23 protein-coding genes and 1 pseudogene are annotated in these 17,370 nt (G+C 75.3%); 14 read left to right on the forward strand and 10 right to left on the reverse strand.

What is annotated here, in order from left to right; translation table 11 throughout:
* The first annotated feature begins 15 nt into the window (after positions 1 to 15).
* The 5 genes from REH70_RS02740 to REH70_RS02760 all read left to right on the forward strand — a co-directional run bounded on the left by REH70_RS02740 (position 16) and on the right by REH70_RS02760 (position 3,720).
* Entirely contained in the window at positions 16 to 591 is a 576-nt protein-coding gene (locus REH70_RS02740) for a hypothetical protein (protein ID WP_310751982.1), read from the forward strand.
* Positions 592 to 774: 183 nt separating this feature from the next.
* Positions 775 to 1,536 (forward strand): hydroxyacid dehydrogenase, encoded by a 762-nt coding sequence (locus tag REH70_RS02745; RefSeq protein WP_310751986.1) that lies wholly within the window; start codon positions 775 to 777, stop codon positions 1,534 to 1,536.
* On the forward strand, positions 1,533 to 1,676 hold the full coding sequence (locus tag REH70_RS02750) for a hypothetical protein (RefSeq protein WP_310751988.1): 144 nt from the start codon (positions 1,533 to 1,535) through the stop codon (positions 1,674 to 1,676). Before REH70_RS02745 ends, REH70_RS02750 begins: the two co-directional genes overlap by 4 nt.
* Positions 1,673 to 3,256, forward strand: a complete 1,584-nt coding sequence (locus tag REH70_RS02755; RefSeq protein ID WP_310751992.1) for a DUF2264 domain-containing protein — start codon at positions 1,673 to 1,675, stop codon at positions 3,254 to 3,256. The genes REH70_RS02750 and REH70_RS02755 overlap by 4 nt, the downstream gene beginning before the upstream one ends.
* Entirely contained in the window at positions 3,253 to 3,720 is a 468-nt protein-coding gene (locus REH70_RS02760; RefSeq protein ID WP_310751995.1) for a hypothetical protein, read from the forward strand. Before REH70_RS02755 ends, REH70_RS02760 begins: the two co-directional genes overlap by 4 nt.
* Positions 3,721 to 3,841: 121 nt before the next feature.
* On the opposite strand, the gene REH70_RS02765 is transcribed toward REH70_RS02760, so the two are convergent.
* Positions 3,842 to 3,985: a hypothetical protein gene (locus REH70_RS02765; RefSeq protein WP_310751998.1), complete on the reverse strand. Its 144-nt coding sequence runs from the start codon at positions 3,983 to 3,985 to the stop codon at positions 3,842 to 3,844.
* A 20-nt stretch (positions 3,986 to 4,005) separates the two neighbouring features.
* On the opposite strand from REH70_RS02765, the gene REH70_RS02770 reads away from it, so the two are divergent.
* From REH70_RS02770 to REH70_RS02790, 5 genes are all read left to right on the forward strand, one after another.
* Positions 4,006 to 4,419, forward strand: a complete 414-nt coding sequence (locus REH70_RS02770) for a ThuA domain-containing protein (RefSeq protein ID WP_310754112.1) — start codon at positions 4,006 to 4,008, stop codon at positions 4,417 to 4,419.
* 392 nt (positions 4,420 to 4,811) lie between these two features.
* A complete protein-coding gene (locus tag REH70_RS02775; protein WP_310752002.1) occupies positions 4,812 to 5,201 on the forward strand; it encodes a hypothetical protein in 390 nt (129 codons plus the stop codon).
* Complete coding sequence (locus REH70_RS02780) at positions 5,186 to 5,593, forward strand: DUF222 domain-containing protein (protein WP_310752004.1); 408 nt, start codon at positions 5,186 to 5,188, stop codon at positions 5,591 to 5,593. Before REH70_RS02775 ends, REH70_RS02780 begins: the two co-directional genes overlap by 16 nt.
* Positions 5,594 to 5,596: 3 nt before the next feature.
* Positions 5,597 to 6,265, forward strand: coding sequence for an HNH endonuclease signature motif containing protein (locus REH70_RS02785; protein ID WP_310752007.1), 669 nt, complete (start codon positions 5,597 to 5,599; stop codon positions 6,263 to 6,265).
* A gap of 160 nt (positions 6,266 to 6,425) precedes the next feature.
* Positions 6,426 to 7,421, forward strand: coding sequence for an SDR family oxidoreductase (locus REH70_RS02790; RefSeq protein WP_310752010.1), 996 nt, complete (start codon positions 6,426 to 6,428; stop codon positions 7,419 to 7,421).
* A gap of 15 nt (positions 7,422 to 7,436) precedes the next feature.
* On the opposite strand, the gene REH70_RS02795 is transcribed toward REH70_RS02790, so the two are convergent.
* Positions 7,437 to 8,003, reverse strand: a complete 567-nt coding sequence (locus REH70_RS02795; protein WP_310752013.1) for a PGPGW domain-containing protein — start codon at positions 8,001 to 8,003, stop codon at positions 7,437 to 7,439.
* A 371-nt stretch (positions 8,004 to 8,374) separates the two neighbouring features.
* Between REH70_RS02795 and REH70_RS20290 the strand changes: the two are divergent.
* A pseudogene (locus REH70_RS20290) lies at positions 8,375 to 8,592 on the forward strand (DNA polymerase ligase N-terminal domain-containing protein); the annotation flags it as partial.
* A 417-nt stretch (positions 8,593 to 9,009) separates the two neighbouring features.
* Positions 9,010 to 9,825 carry a DNA polymerase domain-containing protein gene (locus REH70_RS20295; protein WP_396134717.1) on the forward strand — a complete coding sequence of 272 codons (816 nt, stop codon included), beginning with the start codon at positions 9,010 to 9,012 and terminating at the stop codon, positions 9,823 to 9,825.
* Between the two features lie 22 nt (positions 9,826 to 9,847).
* Here the strand turns inward: REH70_RS20295 and REH70_RS02805 are convergent, their stop codons facing one another.
* The 4 genes from REH70_RS02805 to otsB all read right to left on the reverse strand — a co-directional run bounded on the left by REH70_RS02805 (position 9,848) and on the right by otsB (position 13,860).
* Positions 9,848 to 11,389, reverse strand: a complete 1,542-nt coding sequence (locus REH70_RS02805; RefSeq protein ID WP_310752015.1) for an ATP-dependent DNA ligase — start codon at positions 11,387 to 11,389, stop codon at positions 9,848 to 9,850.
* Between the two features lie 95 nt (positions 11,390 to 11,484).
* Positions 11,485 to 11,964, reverse strand: coding sequence for a cyanase (gene cynS / locus REH70_RS02810; protein ID WP_310752018.1), 480 nt, complete (start codon positions 11,962 to 11,964; stop codon positions 11,485 to 11,487).
* Entirely contained in the window at positions 11,961 to 12,917 is a 957-nt protein-coding gene (locus tag REH70_RS02815; RefSeq protein ID WP_310752023.1) for a formate/nitrite transporter family protein, read from the reverse strand. The genes cynS and REH70_RS02815 overlap by 4 nt, the downstream gene beginning before the upstream one ends.
* A 163-nt stretch (positions 12,918 to 13,080) precedes the next feature.
* Positions 13,081 to 13,860: a trehalose-phosphatase gene (gene otsB / locus REH70_RS02820; protein WP_310752025.1), complete on the reverse strand. Its 780-nt coding sequence runs from the start codon at positions 13,858 to 13,860 to the stop codon at positions 13,081 to 13,083.
* Between the two features lie 151 nt (positions 13,861 to 14,011).
* Here otsB and REH70_RS02825 point away from each other — a divergent pair, with 151 nt between their 5' ends.
* Positions 14,012 to 14,287 (forward strand): hypothetical protein, encoded by a 276-nt coding sequence (locus REH70_RS02825; protein WP_310752028.1) that lies wholly within the window; start codon positions 14,012 to 14,014, stop codon positions 14,285 to 14,287.
* Between the two features lie 49 nt (positions 14,288 to 14,336).
* Here the strand turns inward: REH70_RS02825 and REH70_RS02830 are convergent, their stop codons facing one another.
* Positions 14,337 to 14,840, reverse strand: a complete 504-nt coding sequence (locus REH70_RS02830; protein ID WP_310752031.1) for a YetF domain-containing protein — start codon at positions 14,838 to 14,840, stop codon at positions 14,337 to 14,339.
* A gap of 9 nt (positions 14,841 to 14,849) precedes the next feature.
* A complete protein-coding gene (locus REH70_RS02835) occupies positions 14,850 to 15,650 on the reverse strand; it encodes a hypothetical protein (RefSeq protein WP_310752034.1) in 801 nt (266 codons plus the stop codon).
* 241 nt (positions 15,651 to 15,891) lie between these two features.
* Between REH70_RS02835 and REH70_RS02840 the strand changes: the two genes are divergently transcribed.
* Positions 15,892 to 16,137 (forward strand): hypothetical protein, encoded by a 246-nt coding sequence (locus REH70_RS02840; protein WP_310752037.1) that lies wholly within the window; start codon positions 15,892 to 15,894, stop codon positions 16,135 to 16,137.
* 33 nt (positions 16,138 to 16,170) lie between these two features.
* On the opposite strand, the gene REH70_RS02845 is transcribed toward REH70_RS02840, so the two are convergent.
* A complete protein-coding gene (locus REH70_RS02845) occupies positions 16,171 to 16,455 on the reverse strand; it encodes a hypothetical protein (protein ID WP_310752040.1) in 285 nt (94 codons plus the stop codon).
* Positions 16,452 to 17,264 (reverse strand): hypothetical protein, encoded by an 813-nt coding sequence (locus REH70_RS02850; protein ID WP_310752043.1) that lies wholly within the window; start codon positions 17,262 to 17,264, stop codon positions 16,452 to 16,454. The genes REH70_RS02845 and REH70_RS02850 overlap by 4 nt, the downstream gene beginning before the upstream one ends.
* Positions 17,265 to 17,370 lie beyond the last annotated feature (106 nt).

The raw sequence follows: 17,370 nt of genomic DNA on the forward strand, positions 1-17,370 counted from the left end.
CTGGGGTGGCTCCTGGTGCACCGCGACCCCGCCACCGGCCTGTGGGGGCGACCCGGCGCGGACGGGCTGCGCCTGCCGGTCAACGGCTTCTACCGCACCGTCCGCGGGACCTTCGCGCAGTGGGGTGTGGGCCTGCCGGACCACCGCGTCGCGATCGACGCCGTCCTGCGCCACGCCGCGGACCCGCGCACGTTCGCGCCCGGGCGGGCGACGGCGTGCGACGTCCTGGACGTGCTGCACCCGCTGTGGTGGCTCACCCAGGGCGACCACGACCACCGCCAGCCCGAGGTCCTCGAGCTCGCCCGGGACCACGCGGCCCGGATCGTCGAGCGGTGGGCACCGTCCGGCGGGTTCGCCTTCGCGGCGCCCGCGCACCCCGGGCCGGACGACCCGGGCGACGTCGGGCTGCAGGGCACGGAGATGTGGCTCGCGACCCTCTGGTACGCGGCCGACCTGCTCGGCCTGGCCGGCTCCCTCGGGTACCGCCCGCGCGGGGTGCACCGTCCTGAGCCGGCCCTGCAGCTCGCGGCCGTGGCGTCGACCCCGGCCGCTGCGGCGGCACCAACGGAGGGAGGCGGTCGCCGTGGGTAGCGCCGGAACCCGGCGGGCCGACGCAGAGAGCGCCGTCGCGGACCGCGGGGCGGACGGTGCCCTCCGTGCCACGCCCGGCCGTCGCCCCACCGCGCTGCTCGTGATGGACGCGGCGACGCACGCGCTCCAGTTCGGCCCCGCGCAGCTCGAGCGGCTCGGGGGCTCGCCCGGCTCGGTGATCCGGTGTGGGTGGAGGAGCTCGACTCACCGGCCGCACGCGCACGCCTCGCGCGCGCCGACGTGCTCGTCACCTCCTGGGGCGCACCGGCGCTCACCACCGAGCGGCTCGACGCCGCGCCGGGACTGCGCGCCGTGCTGCACTGCGCGGGCAGCGTGCGCGGGCTCGTGGCGGACGAGGTCTGGCGGCGCGGGATCGTCGTGAGCAGCGCCGCGGAGGAGAACGCGGTGCCGGTCGCGGAGTACACGCTCGCGGCGATCATCATGGCCGGCAAGAAGGCGCCCTACCTCGCCGCCCGGGCCCGGCACGACCGCGACGGGTGGGCGGCGACCGTCGTCCGGCGCGACCTGTCCAACCGGGGCCGCACGGTCGGCGTCGTCGGGTTCAGCCGCATCGGCCGACGCGTCGTCGAGCTGCTGCGCGTCCTCGACACCGCCGCGGTGCTCGTGTCGGACCCGTACGCCGACCCCGCCGAGGTCGCCGCCGCGGGCGGCCGGCTCGTCCCGCTCGACGACGCCCTGCGTCGCAGCGACATCCTGTCGCTGCACGCGCCGTCCCTGCCCGCGACGCGGCACATGATCGGGGCGCGCGAGCTCGCGCTGCTGCCCGACGGCGCCACGCTCATCAACACCGCGCGCGGCGCCCTGGTGGACCACGACGCGCTGCTCGCCGAGTGCGCGACGGAGCGGCTGCACGCGATCCTCGACGTCACCGAGCCGGAGCCGCTGCCGGCCACCTCACCCTGCGGGACCTGCCCAACGTCATGATCACCCCGCACATCGCCGGGTCGCTCGGCTCGGAGACCCGGCGCATGAGCGACCACGCCCTCGACGAGCTGGAGAACCTGGTGCACGGACGGCCCCTGTCCACCCCGGTCACCCCGGACGCGTTCACGGTGAGCGCATGAGCACCCGGTCCACGGAGCACCGAGGCACCGAGCACCGGACCACCGTGCACCGGGGCACCGGCCCCCGGCCAGGGCGGGCGACCGGCACCCCGCTCTCGCCGCTGACCGGGTGGGAGCGTGCCGACTGGGCGCGGCTCGCCGACGGCATGCTGGCCGCCGTGCGGCCCTTCGCCTCGCCAGGGCACGCCCTGGTCACGCTCCCCGGTCCGCCCGGCGGCTACGGCACCGCGATCGACGGTCTCGAGGGCTTCGCCCGCACGTTCCTGCTGGCCGGCTTCCGGCTCGCCGGCGAGGGCGGTGGCGACCCGGACGGCCTGGCCGAGTGGTACGCCGCCGGGCTCGCCGCAGGGACCGACCCGGCCGCGCCGGACCGCTGGGTGCGCCTGGAGGAGCACGCCCAGGCGAAGGTCGAGGCGGCGTCGATCGCGCTCGTGCTCGACCTCACCCGGCCCTGGCTGTGGGACCGCCTGGACCCGCTCGTCCAGGAGCGCGTCGTCGACTACCTCGCGGCCGCCGTCGGCGACGACACCTACCCGCGGATCAACTGGGTGTGGTTCCGGCTCGTCGTGCAGACGTTCCTGCGGTCGGTCGGCGGGCCGCACTCCCTCGACGAGATGCGCGCCGACCTCGCCACGCACGACACCTTCGTCCGGCCGGGGGGCTGGCTGGCCGACGGGGACGAGCGCTCCTACGACCACTACGTCGGGTGGGCCCTGCACGTGTTCCCGGTGCTGTGGTCGCGCATGGCCGGTGCCGCCGACCTCGCCGCCGAGCGCCACGACCGCGACGTCGCACGGCTCGACCGCTACCTGCAGGACGCCGTCGAGCTCGTCGGGGCGGACGGCTCCCCGCTGCTGCAGGGCCGCAGCCTCGCCTACCGTTTCGCCGCCGCCGCACCGTTCTGGGTCGGGGCGATCGCCGAGGTGCCGTCGGTCCGGCCCGGGCTGCTGCGCCGGGCGGCGTCGGGCGTCGTCGGGCACTTCGTCGACCACGGGGTGCCGGACGACCGCGGGCTGCTGAGCACCGGCTGGCACCACGCGTGGCCGCGCCTGGCGCAGTCGTACTCCGGGACCGGGTCGCCGTACTGGGCCAGCAAGGGGATGCTCGGGCTCGCGCTGCCCGCGGACCACCCGGTGTGGACGGCCGTCGAGGAGCCGCTCCCGGTGGAGACCGGCGACCGGCTGCGGGTCGTCACCGCCCCGGGCTGGATCGTGTCCGCGACGCAGGAGGACGGCGTCGTGCGCGTCGTCAACCACGGCACCGACCACGCGGTGCCCGGGGCGACCACGGGGACTCCCCGCTCTACGCCCGGCTCGGCTACTCGACCGCGACGTCGCCCGTCCTCGGCGACGCCGCCTGGACCGACCCGCTCGACCAGTCCGTCGTGCTCGTCGACGCCGCGGGGCGCCGCACCCACCGCACCGGGATGGAGGTGCTGCGCGTGGAGGCGGTCGGCGACGACGCCGCCGCCGTCGGGGTCGCCGCCTCGCGGGCCCGGGTGCGCTGGCTCGACGCCGACACGAGCGGACGGCGCCACGGGTCCGGTCTGCCCGGGGTCGCCACGGCGGCGGGCACCGTGACCACGGTGTCCGTCGTCCGCGGTGCCTGGGAGGTGCGACTGGTGCGCGTGCGCGACGCGTCCCCGGAGGCCGTCGCGCTCCGGATCGGCGGGTGGCCGCTGGCGGGGTCGACGACGCCCGAGGACGCGGTGGACGCCGCGGGACGCTCGGCCGTCGTGCGGTGCGGGCGGCTGACCTCGGTGGTCAGCGGCTCGCTCGGCCTGACAGCGGCCGGTGTGGAGCGGTCCACGGACGCCTCCCCGCTCGGCGACGTGACCGCCACGCCCTGGCTCCAAGGCCCCGTGCCCGACGACTGGGTCGCCGCCGTCATCGGCCTCTCCGGGCGGCCCGCGGGACCCGGGGCCGTGGAGCCCGCGGTCCGCGTCGATGATGCGGCCGGTGCCTCCGGGCCCCGCGCGACGGTCACCTGGGGCGACGGCGCCGTCACCGACGTGGCGCTGCCGACGGGAGGCGGCGATGCCTGACGCCCTCGTCCTCGTGGGCCGCGGCCGGTACGCCGACCCCTGGCACGACGACGTCGCGACGTCGCACGTGGTCGCCGGCGCCCTGCGCGACCTCGGCGTGGGGGTCCGGGTCCGCGGTACGTCACCCGGCGCGCTCGACGACGCCCGGCCCGACGACGTGTCGCTCGTCGTCGTGGCCGCCGGCCGCGGCCGGGTGGACCCGGACTGGGACGGCGACGACGCCGCCTGGGCGCCGTTCCACGACCGGCTCGCCGGTCTCGTGCACGCCGGGGTGCCCTCCTCGCGCTGCACGCCGCGGCCAACACCTTCGCCGACTCCCCGCACTGGACCGGCCTGCTCGGCGGGCGGTGGGTGGTCGGGACGTCGATGCACCCGCCGATCGGCACCGCGACGTTCCGGGTGGTCGACGGGGAGCACCCGGTCACGGCCGGTCTGGGCGACGTCGAGGCGTGGGACGAGCGGTACTGCCACCTCGACGTCGCTGCGAGCAGCCGGGTGCTGCTCGCGACCGATCACGAGGGGCGTGAGCACCCGGTGGTGTGGGCGTCGGCCGGCGCGGCGCGCGTGGTCTACGACGGGCTCGGCCACGACGCCCGCTCCTACGCGAGCCCGTCGCGCCGGGCGTTGCTGCACGCTGAGCTCGCGTGGCTGCTCGGCGAGCGTGGGGCGACGGGCGCCGCGACGGGTAGTGCGGGCTGATCACCGCCGGCGGACTCGTGAGGCGGATCGCGACATCCGCGCTCTTCCCGAGCGACCCCACTGCCGTGGCCATGCCGCGCGCCTCGGCTGACCACGCATCGGCTTTTCACGTTGGACATTCGGGTATGCACAGGCGACGACGGGGTCGTCCTCTGCACAGTGCCACCAAGGCCTTTCTCGCCGGCGATCCGCGTGAGCACAGGCGACGCCGGAGTCGCCCTCTCGACAGCACGACCTCAGGCTTTCCTGCTGGAACGTCGGGTATGCACAGGCGACGCCCGAGTCGTCCTCTCCACAGCGCCACCTCGGCCCCTCGGGAATGTCAGTGGCGCACCGTAGAACTGCGGTGTCGGGACGAAGTGGCCCACGGTCATCGAAGGAGGTCGGCATTCATGGATGAACCCGACCTGCCCTCGTCGGACAGTGCGGACCGTGACGCCGTGTCGCTCTGCCTGGAGGTCGCTGCCGCGCTTTCCGCGATGGACGCCGCAGTGGCCGTGCTCGCAGGGCTGGACCTGTCGGTGCTCGACGGCCGCCAGGCGGCGGTGATCGCGCGCCGACTCGCGGAAGTGACCAGCCGCGCGGCCGTGGCGAAGGTGCGGCTGCTGCCGGTGATCGACGACGACGGCGTGTGGGCGCTGAGTGGTGCGCGGTCGTTCCCGGTGTGGTTGTCCCATGACCACCGGCTGTCGGTGGCGGCGGCGCGGGCGCAGGTGCGGCTGGGGCGGGCGCTGCGTGACCACCACCGGTCACTGCGGCTGCTGCCGTGGCGGGTGAGGTGACGGTGGAGCAGGCGCAGGTCATCGCGACCCTCGCTCCCACGAGCGAGCAGCGTCGCGAGCTGCTGGCGGACCCTGAGCACGAGTGCAACGAGACCCTCGTGGTGGAGCAGGCGCGGCAGCTGTCGGTCGACGAGACCCGGGTGTTCGTCCGCCACTGGGCCGCCTATGCCGACCCGGACGCCGACGACCGCGGGTACGTGGACTCGTGCGACCGCGAACGCCTGGACATCGCGCGACTCGGGGACGGGTACCGGGTCGAGGGGCAGCTCACCGCGGAACACGGGCAGGCGCTCAAGGCCGCCCTCGCCGCAGTGACGCCGGTGCCGGCGGCGGCGGATGACGACCGCACCTCGTCCCAGCGGCGCGCTCACGCCCTCGGCGACGTGGCCTAGATCGTGCTGGACAACGGGCTCGCCGGGACCGGGCGCGCGGTGCGCCCGGTGGTGACCGTGCTGGTCGACTACCCGACCCTGGCGGCCCTGGTCGCCGCCGCGGACACCCGGCCCCGGCAGGGCAGCCTCCTCGACGACGCCGGCGGCGGGGACGGGTCGAGCAACGAGGGCCCGTCCCGCACCCCACCGATGGTGACCGCGGCGATGCTCACCGGTCAGACGGTCGCCGGTGGACCGCAGTACGAGGACCGCACCCCCGTCCCGCGCAAGGTCCTCGACCGGATCGCGTGCGACAGCCGCCTCAACCGGATCCTGTTCGGCCCTGACTCGGAAGTGCTTGACGTCGGTCGCACGGAACGGACGTTCACCCGGGCGCGGCGGGCGGCGATCATCGCCCGCGACAAACACTGCCGATATCCGACGTGTACCGCACCGCCGATCATCTGCCAGGCGCATCACGTCGAACAATGGGCGCGCGACGGCGGAAAGACGAGCGTGGACAACGGCATCCTGCTGTGCGCATTCCACCACCGGATCATCCACGACCGGAACATCGCGATCCGCCGCCATCGCGGTCGCTGGGAATTCACCGACCGCCACGGCGAGGTCATCGACCCGGAGAGGGATCGGCCCCTCGGATTCCGTCGTCGACGCGCGCCCCGGAACGAATAGTCGACGGTCCTCGATCGGCGGGACCTGTGACGCCTCGAGTCGCGCCGATCTCACTGCACGCCCCGCCCACTGCAGGGTCAGCCCGCCGGTGGCAGGGTGTGGGCCGCGGCCGCCGTCGTTGGCGCGGTCTCGTCCGAGGTCGGTCAGAGGGAGAGCACGCATGAGTGGTCAGCGGGTCCTGTTCATCGGTGGCAGCGGCGTCATCAGCTCCGCGAGCACGCGTCTTGCGGTGGAGCGGGGGCTCGAGGTCACGCTCCTCAACCGCGGCACCGGTCGACGTGCGGTGCCCGACGGGGTCGAGCAGGTCGTCGCCGACGTGCGGGACCCGGCCTCGGTGCGCGACGCGCTCGGGGACCGCGAGTGGGACGCCGTCGTCGACTGGGTGGCGTTCACCCCGGAGCACGTGCGCACCGACCTGGAGCTGTTCGAGGGGCGCACCGGGCAGTACGTGTTCATCAGCTCGGCGTCCGCGTACCAGACGCCGGCGGCGCGGCTGCCGATCGTCGAGTCGACGCCGCTGCGCAACCCGTTCTGGCAGTACAGCCGGGACAAGATCGCCTGCGAGGACCTGCTCGTAGCGGCCTACCGCGACCGGGGGACGCCGGCGACGATCGTGCGCCCGTCGCACACCTACGACCGCACCCTCGTGCCGCTGGACGGTGGCTGGACCGCCATCGACCGGATGCGTCGCGGGAAGGAGGTCGTGGTGCACGGCGACGGGTCCTCGTTGTGGACGCTGACCCACCACGCGGACTTCGCCCGCGGCTTCGTGCCGCTGCTGGCCAACCCGCTGACCCTGGGCGAGGCGTTCCACATCACCTCGCACGAGGCACTGACCTGGGACGCGATCGCGCACACGCTGGCCGGCGCAGCCGGCGTCGAGGCGCGCATCGTCCACGTGCCCTCGGACGCCATCGCCGACGTCGACCCGGCGTGGGGTGCGGCTCTGCTCGGTGACAAGACGCACTCCGCGACCTTCGACACCACGAAGTTGCGCACCGTCGTGCCGGACTTCGTCGCGACGACGCCCTTCGCGCAGGGCGCCCGCGAGATCGTCGCCTGGTACGACGAGGACCCGGCGCGCCGGACCGTCGACGCCCGGATGGACGGGCTCATGGACGATCTGGTCGACCGGTTCCGCGTGGGCGGTCGCTGAGCCGGCCGGTCGGCCCTACCGGGCAGCCTCGTCCGAGCGATCCGAGCGGTCCGAGGCGTCCGGTCGGGCGGACCGCTGCCCTCGGTCGGGGCGCCCCGACCGGTGCGACCTCGGCGCCCCGCCACGCCGCCAGGCGTAGACGATCGTGCCGAGCAGCCCCAGCCCGCTGAGGATGAGCATCGAGGCGGTCAGCAGGTTGACCAGCGGCAGCTGGACGCCGACGACCCCGAGAACGCCGATGGTCAGGAGCCCGACGCCGGCCCCGACGGCCACGACCGTGCGCCAGCGGCTGTGCGCGACCTCGTCCATGCCGACCTGGGCGCGGTCCTTGGCGTACGCGAGGGGACGCGCGGCCCAGGCGAACTGGGTCGCGAGGAGCGCGAGCCCCGCGGCGATCAGGACGAAACCCGGGCCAGGCAGGACGAGCAGGGCGATGCCGGCCAGCGTCGTCGCCCCGCCGAGCACCGCGACCGTGGCCCGCTTGACCGATGCTCCGGCGCCGAGCCGGGCGGTGGCTGCTGCGGGGCAGGAAGCGGGAGCGGGAGCGTCGTCGCCGGCGGGCGTGCGGTCGTCGGCGGGCATGGCGAGGAGCGTACTGACGAGCACCCGGGCCCACGCACCGAGCACATCCCGCAGACACCGGACCGGGCAGCCGGCCTCGGGCGGCGGAAGGCGGGCGCATCGGCCACGCTGGTCGCGCGGACGAGGACGAGGACGAGCGAGCACGAGCAACAGCACGAGCACGACGACGACAGGGGACGGGAGGCGGCGTGGCGAAGCGCACGACGCGGTCGACCGGTGAGCTCGACACCTACCGGTCGATGCGGGACTTCGCGCGGACGCCGGAGCCGGCGGGCGGCGGGGAGTCGTCGTCGGCCGTCGCACCCGTCGTGCGTCGCTTCGTCGTCCAGCGGCACCGCGCGCGCCGCCTCCACTACGACGTGCGGTTCGAGATGGACGGCGTCCTGGTCAGCTGGGCGGTGCCGCGCGGCCCGACGCTCGACCCCGCGGCCCGGCGGATGGCCGTCCACGTCGAGGACCACCCGCTCGAGTACGAGGACTTCGAGGGCGTGATCCCGGCGGGGAGTACGGCGGCGGGGACGTCATCGTGTGGGACCGCGGCACGTGGGAGCCGCACGGCACCGACGACCCGGCCGCCGCCGTCGCGGCCGGTGAGCTGCACGCCGACCTGCACGGGGCGCGGCTGCGCGGACGCTTCGTGCTGGTCCGACGTGGCGAGCCCGCCGACGACGGCAAGGAGCAGTGGATCCTGCTGCACAAGCGCGACGAGCACGCCGTCCCGGGCTGGGACGCCGAGGACCACCCGACGTCGGTGCTCAGCGGTCGCACGAACGACGAGGTGCGCGCGGACCCCGACCGGCTGTGGCGCTCCGACCTCCCGGCGGACCAGGCGTCCGTCGAGCTGCATCCCACACCCATTGCCGCGTCGGTGCCCGGGCCGACCGCGGACGAGCTCGCCGCGCTCGACGACCTGCGGTCCGGCGGCACGTGGGAGGTGTTCGGGCGCCGCCTGCGGGTCACGAACCTCGACAAGCCGCTGTTCCCCGGGCGCGACGGCGAGCCGGCCGTGACCAAGCGCGACCTCGTCCGCTACGCCGCGCAGATCGCCCCGGTCGCGCTGCCGTACCTGCGCGGTCGCGCGCTGAACATGCACCGGTACCCCGAGGGGGCCGACCGCGGCGGCTTCTGGCACAAGGAGCTGCCCGGGCACGCGCCGGACTGGCTGCCGCGCTGGGACAACCCCGACGCGGACGACGGCGAGAGCACGACGTACCTCGTCGTGGACGAGCCCGCTGCGCTGATCTGGGCGGCGAACTTCGGCGCCCTGGAGTGGCACGCGTGGACGTCGCTGACCCGTGCGCCGGACCGTCCGACCTACGCGCTGTTCGACCTCGACCCCGGCCCGACGACGGCGTGGGACGACGTCGTCCTGCTCGCGCGCCTGCACCGCGACGCCTTCGCGCACCTCGGGGTGCGCGCCCAGCCCAAGCTGACCGGCAGGCGGGGCATCCAGGTGTGGGTGCCGATCGCGCCCGGACCGAGCTTCGACGAGACCCGCGCGTGGGTCGAGCGGGTGTCGCGCACGGTCGGCGCCGTCGTCCCCGACCTCGTGAGCTGGCGGTGGGAGGTGCGCGAGCGCGGCGGCCTCGCGCGGCTGGACTACACGCAGAATGCGGTCAACAAGACGCTCGTCGCGCCGTACAGCCCGCGCGCGGCTGCCGGCGCACCGGTGTCCGCGCCGATCACCTGGGACGAGCTCGACGAGCCGTGGCTGCGGCCGGACGCCTTCACCGTCCGGACGGTGCTGGACCGCCTCGCCGAGCGCGGCGACCCGTTCCGCACGGTGCTCGACGCCGGCCAGGTGCTGCCGCCGCTGGGGTAGGGCCGTCCGGGCCGGTCCGCGCTCAGGTGCCCGACGGCGCCGCCAGCGCCCGCACGGTCTCGATCGTGTCCGCCTCGGCGGCGGTCTTGTCGTCGCGGTACCGCAGCACGCGCGCGAAGCGCAGCGCGAGGCCGCCGGGGTAGCGGCTCGAGCGCTGCAGCCCGTCGAACGCGATCTCGACCACCTGCTCCGGGCGCACCCGGACCGTCCAGCCGTCGTCGTCGACGGCGAGCTCGCCGAACCGCTGCGTCTGCCACGCGAGCATCTCGTCCGTCATCCCCTTGAACGTCTTGCCCAACATCACCCAGCCGCCGGCGCCGTCCCGCGCCCCGAGATGGATGTTCGACAGCAGCCCGCTGCGCCGCCCGGACCCGCGCTCCACGGCGAGGACGACGAGGTCGAGCGTGTGCCGCGGCTTGACCTTGACCCACGCACCGCCGCGCCGGCCGGCCTCGTACGGCGCGGCGGCGTCCTTGACGATCACCCCCTCCTGGCCGGCCGCGACCCAGCCCGCGAAGGCGGCCTGCGCGGCGGCGGCGTCGTCGGTCACGACGCGCTCGACCAGGTGACCCGCGGCGACGGTGTCGAGCACCGCGAGCCGCTCGAGGAGCGGAGCGCCGAGCAGGTCGCGGCCGTCGGCGTGCAGCACGTCGAAGAAGAACGGGGTCAGCTCGGTCGCGCCGGCGAGCTCGGCGTCGCGGGTCGCGCTGCGCGAGGCGGTCTCCTGGAACGGCCGCGGCCGCCCGGTCGCGTCGAGGGCGAGCGCCTCGCCGTCGAGCACCACGGTCCGCACCGGCAGGGCCCGGACGACGGCGACCAGCTCAGGGACCCGCGCGGTGATGTCGTCGAGGCTGCGGGTCCAGACGCGGACGTCGTCGCCGTCGCGGTGCACCTGCACCCGGATGCCGTCGAGCTTGGCGTCGACGACGACGGGCCGGCCGCCGAACCCGTCGACGGCGGCCGCGACGTCCGGGGCGGACGCGGCGAGCATGGGTCGGACCGGCCGGCCGACGGTCAGCGTGAAGCCGGCGAGCGCGGCGAGCGCCGCCTCGGGCGACCCCGCACCGAGCGCTGCGACCGCGACGGGCTCGGACGCCCCGGCGAGCATCGCGGCCCGGCGGACCGCGTCCACCGGCACGCCCGCCGCCTCCGCGACCGCGTCGAGGACCAGCGCGTCGAGCGCTCCCTGCCGCAGCTCCCCGGTGACCAGACCACGCAGGAGCCCCTGCTCGTCCGCGGTCGCCGCCGCGAACAGCTCGGCCGCGAGCGCGGTGCGGGCGGTCGCCGAACCGGGGCCCGCGAGACCGGCCATCCGCTCGAAGGTGGCGTCCACCCCGAGCACGTCGAGCGACGGCTCGTCGGCCGGCCCGGGCAGCGCGGACAGCGACCGCCACCCGAGCCCGGTGCGGCGCTGACGCAGCTCACCGGCGAGGTACCGCACGACGACGGGGACCTCGTCCGGTGCGGTGCGGCGCAGCAGGTCGACGAGGAGGGCGCGCTTGGCCAGGCGCGAGCGGGTGGCGGCCAGGGCCGTGGAGGTGGCGGCGACGTCGGCGAGCAGCACGCCGCCATCCTCGCGTCCGAGGGCGGGTGCTGCTCGCCGATGTGAGCTGGCCCGCCGGTGCCCCGACGCGTGACGGGGCTCCGGCGGGCCGGCGGTCACCAGCGGTAGTCGAGGAACTTGCCGTCCAGCGTGATGACGACGCGGTCGCCGTCCGGGTGTGGGCGGCGCGCGATGTCGACCCGGAAGTTGATCGCGCTCATGATCCCGTCACCGAACTCCTCGTGGATGAGCTCCTTGAGCGCCGGACCGTAGACCGACACCGCCTCGACGAGCCGGTAGACCGTCGGGTCCGCGAGCCGGGCGGGGTCGCTGCCGCGCGAGGGCTGCCGGCGCAGGCTCTCCGCGACGGCGTCGTCCAGGCCGAGCAGGTCGCACACGCCCGCGGCCTGCTCGGCGGTCATGGGGTGCTGACCGAGGAGAGCCGCCGTCGTCCACACGACCGGCGCACCGATCGACTCGGCGACCTGGGCCCAGGTCAGGCCGCGGCGGATGCGCGCGGCGACGACGAGCTCGGCGGCGTCCGACTTGGGCAGGATCGGGGTCGTGACGCCGACCCGCGGCGCGACGGCGGTCACCGGGTCACCGCCGCGACCTTCTCGGTGGCGGACGGCGCGGTGGCGGACGGCGCGGTGGCGGACGGCGCGGTGGCGGACGGCTCAGTGGCGGCCGGCACGACGACGTCGGCAGGCCCGACGACGTCCGCGGGGGCCGGCGGCAGACGGCGACCCCGTGTGGGGCCGGTGCGAGCGTGGGTCGCGTACAGCGTCAGCCCGACGAACGTCAGGCCACCGACGAGGTTGCCGATCACGGTCGGGATCTCGTTCCAGACGAGGTAGTCCCCGAGTGAGAAGTCGCCGCCCAGCAGCAGGCCGGTCGGGAACAGGAACATGTTGACCACGGAGTGCTCGAAGCCCATGTAGAAGAACACGAGGATCGGCATCCACATGCCGATGACCTTCCCGGAGACGGACGTCGACATCATCGCGGCGACGACGCCGGTGGAGACCATCCAGTTGCACAGCACCCCGCGCAGGAAGAGCGTCAGCATGCCGGCGGCGCCGTGCTCGGCGTAGCCCAGCGTGCGGGCCTCGCCGATGGTGCCCAGCCGCTGCCCGATCTCGTCCGGCGGCAGCGAGAACCCGTAGGTGACGATCACCGCCATGATCAGCGCGACCGTGATCGCACCGGCGAGGTTGCCGAGGAACACCAGACCCCAGTTGCGGAGCATCCCGCGGGAGGTGACGCCGGGGCGCCGGTCGAGGAGTGCCAGCGGCACGAGGGTGAAGACCCCGGTGAGGAGGTCGAACCCCATGAGGTACAGCAGGCAGAACCCGACCGGGAACAGCAGCGCTCCGATGAGCGGCTCACCGGTCTGCACCGTCACGGTGACGGCGAACGCGGCCGCCAGCGCGAGGATCGCGCCGGCCATGTAGGCACGGATGATCGTGTCGCGGGTCGCCATGAAGACCTTGGCCTCACCGGCGTCGATCATCTTGGTCACGAAGTCCGCGGGACTCACATAGGACATGACGTCGCTCCGTCGCTCTCGCGTGTGGACGGGCGGCGGACTGCCGGCCCGTCCCCAGGCTGGGGCGCGGGTGTTTCGGGGTGATAACGCACCGTTCCTGCGGTGGAAAGGTCCGCTCACAGCCCGGGCGGCGTCGCTGTGAGCCGTTGCCGGTGTGAGCGGGCTACCGCAGGGCGCGGGCGAGCTCGCGGAGCCAGGCCAGCACGTCGACCGGACCGTCGAAGGCCGTGCCGGCGATCGCGGCGACCTCGGGGGCGACGTCGGGCCCGTGCACGACGAGCGGGTGCCCGCCGAGCTCGATGACCGCGGCGAACGCCGGCAGGTCGCCGCGGTCGTCACCCGCGTAGGCGACGACGTCGAGCCGGTGGTCCGCGACGAGGCGACGCAGCGCGGTGCCCTTGTCCTCCTCGACCGGCGGTCGCAGCTCGGCGACCATCTTGCCCGGCTCGCGGTGCAGGCCCGTGTCGGCGCAGACGTCCGCGACCGCGGCCGTCGCGAGCCGCTCAGCCGCCGCGGGGTCGTGCGCGCGGCGCCAGTGAACCGCGACGGCGAGGCCCTTGTCCTCGAGGTGGATGCCGGGCACGTCCCCGAGGGCTTCGGTCAGCCGGTCGCGCGCACCCTGCACGACCGGTCGCCACCGCTCCACCGCGGGAAGCACCTGCACGGCGCCGTCCACCCAGTGCTCGACCCCGTAGGCGCCGAACAGGTGGACGCCGGGGGCCGGGGCGCGGTCGGCGAGGAAGGCCGCGGGGCGCCCGGAGACGAGCGCGACGAGCGTCAGACGCTCGGCCAGCTCGGCGAGGACCTCGACCGCACCGTCGAGCGGGCGGCTCGCACCGGGGTCGTCGACGATGGGCGCCAGGACTCCGTCGAAGTCCATGACGAGCCCGGCCCGTCGCCCGGGCTCGGTCAGCGAACGGATGACCTCGGCTGCAGGTGTCATGGGTCCGAGTCTGTCACCGGGGGCGCGTCGTCCTCGTCCCGACCGAGGCGCGGGACCGGGCGGCGGGGTCCGTGCGGGCGTGCCGAGCCGTTCACCGAGTGTTCGCCGCGAGGACGTCACCGCGCCCGCGGACGGGCCTAGCGTCGGCGTCATGGCCAACGGGACCGTGGTGGACGTGCAGCGCACCGGCGAGGTCGAGGGCAGCGGCGGGCGACGCCCGGACGCGGAGGCGACATGGGGCACCGTGCCCGCGAGCGTGTGCCAGGGCGAGTGCGGCACGCACGGACCGCCGGCGCCGCAGGCCGACCCGCTCGCGCAGCTCGGTGACCGGTTGGACACCGTGATCGCGCTCCTGCGGGACCTCGCCGCCGCGTCGACCACTGCCCAGGACGACGACCCGCGGGACGGTCGACCGTCTGCACGCTGAGGTCCGTCGAGCGGGCGACGAGCCGCAGGCCGTGGGGCGGTCGGTCCGGTCACCGGTCCGGGTCGAGCGCGGAGCCGTCGCCGAGCTTCGAGCCCGTGATGACGCTCAGCGTGCCGTCGCTCTCGAGCACCACGGCGGCCACCTGGTCCAGCCCTCCCACGCCGGAGCTGCGCACCGCCTGCCGCACCTCCGAGGCGGTGATCCGCTGGTCCCGCATCGCCTCGTCCAGCAGGGCCCCGTCGCGCAGGAGCACCGTCGGCTGCGCCGTCACCACGGACCGGCCGTGCGGCAGGCGGGCCGAGGTCCACGACACGACGAGCTGGAGCAGCGCGAGCAGCGCGAACGCGAGCGCGCCCTCGGACCACGAGACGTCGGTGCTCAGCAGGATGGTGGCGAGCGTCGAGCCGAGCGCCACCGTGATGACGAGGTCGAAGGCGTTGAGCTTGGCGAGTGTGCGCTTGCCGGAGAACCGCAGCAGCGCGACGAGCGTGACGTACGCCGCCGTGCCGACCGCGAGCACCCGGCCGAGGTCACCCCAGGAGTCGAACCACATCGCTCCTGACTACCAGGCCTCGGCGTGCCGCGCCGGTCGGGCCGGTCGTCGCCCCGCCCGCGACGGCGCGCGGTCAGTCGGCCGGGGGCGGTGCCTGGGCGCCGGACGGCGTGGTGCCGGACGGCGCGGTGTCGGCGGGCGGGGCGCGCCGCCCAGCGGGCGCTGGAGGAAGTACGCGCCGAGCGCGCCGGCGAGGGTCGCGAAGACGGCGACCGAGTACGTCGCGAGGGTGACCTCGAGGACGCGCGCCGCGGGGTCGGGCGACCCGAACGGCTCGCCGGTCACCGTGGCGAGCGCCGCGGCGTGCAGCGCGTCCGCGTAGGAGTCGAACGCGCCCACGATGTAGAGCAGCTGGCTGGACGCCAGCACCACCACGCCGGTGACCATGGCGAGCCAGGCGACGCGCCCGCTGAGCAGCCGCCCCGCGGAGCGTGAGCCGCGCACCGCGCTGGACAGCACGCCGCCCACACGCGCGACCCGGGCGAACCGCAGCAGGCCGACCGCCCGCACGACCCGCAGGAACGGCAGCGCGAGGAAGATGACCTGCCACCAGTTGCGCCGCCAGAAGCGGCTCTGGTCCCGGGCGACGTAGGCGCGCAGGGCGAGCTCGGCGACGAAGACCGCCCACAGCACCCACCCGGCCACCGACAGCACCCCGGCCAGGCCGGGGCCGGCCAGGTTCTGCCCGAGGACGACGAAGAGGAAGACCAGACCCAGGACACCCATCGGGCGGTCGAGCCGGGCGGCGAGCGCCTGTGCCTGAGCGAGACCGCGACGCTCCGGCTCGTCGTCGGGCGTCGCGGGTGGCATGGGTCCTCCACGGGTCCGGGTGCGTGGGCGGGACGTCCGCCGGGCTGGGCGTGCCCACGCTAGGTGCGGACCGGCGCCCGTCCGGGTGCACGTCCACGCGGCGAGGCAACGTTCGGGTAACAGATCCGGCTCATTTTTGCCTCGTGACGCGCAGGTGTGCTGGTGTGGTGACCGGTCGCGGGGGCCGCGCAGGCCCCGCCCCACCCGTGGACGACCCGGTACGACCGATCTGGGAGCACCCATGAGCAGCACGTTCAACGCCCTCGTCCGCTTCGACATCCAGGCCCGTGACGTCGCGGTGAGCGTCGGCGGCCGGGTCGACGTCGCTGCGGTGGACGAGCTGTGCGAGGTCATCCAGCGGTCCGTCGACATCAGCGGCCGGCACGCGTGCGTCGACCTCAGCAGCGCCGACGTCGAGGACGGCACGCTGCTGCTCATCAGCGACCGCTGCCGCGACATCGCCGACATCACGGCGTCCGTCGTCTGACGCGAGCGGCGCCCGGCACGCGGGCTGCGGCGCTCAGCCTGCGCAGCACCCCGCCGCGCCCGCGGCGTCGTCGTCCCCGGGGCGCTCGAGCAGCGCGACGCGCACCCCGCTGACCGCGGTGCCGTCCACGGCCGGCACCCGGGCGGCGGGTGCCCGGGTGGTGCCGACCCGGTCGGTCGAGCACACGCCCGTCGCCGGCAGGACCAGACGGACCTCGTCGGCCGCGGCGACGTCGCCCGCGATCGCCGCCACGACGCTGCGGACCTGCTCGTTCCCGGTCGTGATGAGGAAGGTGGGCGCGCGGCCGTAGGACTTCATCCCGACGACGTACAGCCCGTCCTCCGGCTGGGCGAGCTCGCGGTGCCCGTGCGGGGGACGGTGCCGCAGCTGTGGAGCTCGGGGTCGATGAGCGGTGCCAGGCGCGCGGGGGCCTCCAGGCCCGGGTCCAGGTCGAGCCGGACCTCCGACAACGTCGACAGGTCGGGCCGGAAGCCGGTGGCGGCGACGACGGTGCTCACCCCCGCGAGGCGACGCTCACCGTCCGCCGTCCGGCCGACCACCGTGACCGCGTCGCCGTCGCCCTCCAGCTCGGTGACGGCGAACCCGGGGACCAGCTCGACCGCCCCGGACGTCACGAGCTCGCGCAGGCCGACACCGAGCCGGCCTCGAGCCGGCAGCGCGTCGGCCGCGCCGCCACCGAAGACCGCGAGAGGCGTGCTCCGGCGGATCGCCCAGAGGACCTGCGTGCCCGGCTCCCGCTCCGCGAGCTGGGCCAGGGCCGTGAGCGTGTTGGCCGCGGAGTGCCCGGCTCCCACCACCAGGGTGCGGCGCCCGGCGAACCGGGCGCGGTCGCGGCCGAGCACGTCCGGCAGCGGGCCGACGACGTGGGCGCCCAGCCGCTCCTCACCGAGGGCGGGCAGGCCCGAGGCCCCCAGCGGGTTCGGCTGCCCCCACGTCCCGGACGCGTCGACGACGGCGCGGGCCCGCAGGTCGACGACGTCGCCGCGGGGATCGCGCACGCGCACGAGGAACGGGTGGTCCGTCCTGCCGTCGCTGCGCACCTTGTCGATCCCGTCCCGGGCCACGCGGAGCACCCGGTGGCCGACGCGCACCGCGTCGCCGAGCACCCTGGCGAGCGGGGTGAGGTACTGGTCGACCAGCTCGTCCCCGGTCGGGGAGCGACGTCGTGGGCATGGACCACCCGGCCGCGGAGAGCAGGCGGGCGGCCGTCGG

Source organism: Cellulomonas sp. ATA003 (genome assembly GCF_031582905.1).
GTDB lineage: Bacteria > Actinomycetota > Actinomycetes > Actinomycetales > Cellulomonadaceae > Pengzhenrongella.

Coding starts and splice junctions, on each gene's coding strand:
- REH70_RS02750 (WP_310751988.1), top strand. CDS start 1,533: ATGATCACCCCGCACATCGCCGGGTCGCTCGGCTCGGAGACCCGGCGC.
- REH70_RS02755 (WP_310751992.1), top strand. CDS start 1,673: ATGAGCACCCGGTCCACGGAGCACCGAGGCACCGAGCACCGGACCACC.
- REH70_RS02775 (WP_310752002.1), top strand. CDS start 4,812: ATGGATGAACCCGACCTGCCCTCGTCGGACAGTGCGGACCGTGACGCC.
- REH70_RS02790 (WP_310752010.1), top strand. CDS start 6,426: ATGAGTGGTCAGCGGGTCCTGTTCATCGGTGGCAGCGGCGTCATCAGC.
- REH70_RS02795 (WP_310752013.1), bottom strand. CDS start 8,003: ATGCCCGCCGACGACCGCACGCCCGCCGGCGACGACGCTCCCGCTCCC.
- REH70_RS02815 (WP_310752023.1), bottom strand. CDS start 12,917: ATGTCCTATGTGAGTCCCGCGGACTTCGTGACCAAGATGATCGACGCC.
- otsB (WP_310752025.1), bottom strand. CDS start 13,860: ATGACACCTGCAGCCGAGGTCATCCGTTCGCTGACCGAGCCCGGGCGA.
- REH70_RS02825 (WP_310752028.1), top strand. CDS start 14,012: ATGGCCAACGGGACCGTGGTGGACGTGCAGCGCACCGGCGAGGTCGAG.
- REH70_RS02830 (WP_310752031.1), bottom strand. CDS start 14,840: ATGTGGTTCGACTCCTGGGGTGACCTCGGCCGGGTGCTCGCGGTCGGC.
- REH70_RS02835 (WP_310752034.1), bottom strand. CDS start 15,650: ATGCCACCCGCGACGCCCGACGACGAGCCGGAGCGTCGCGGTCTCGCT.
- REH70_RS02840 (WP_310752037.1), top strand. CDS start 15,892: ATGAGCAGCACGTTCAACGCCCTCGTCCGCTTCGACATCCAGGCCCGT.
- REH70_RS02845 (WP_310752040.1), bottom strand. CDS start 16,455: ATGAAGTCCTACGGCCGCGCGCCCACCTTCCTCATCACGACCGGGAAC.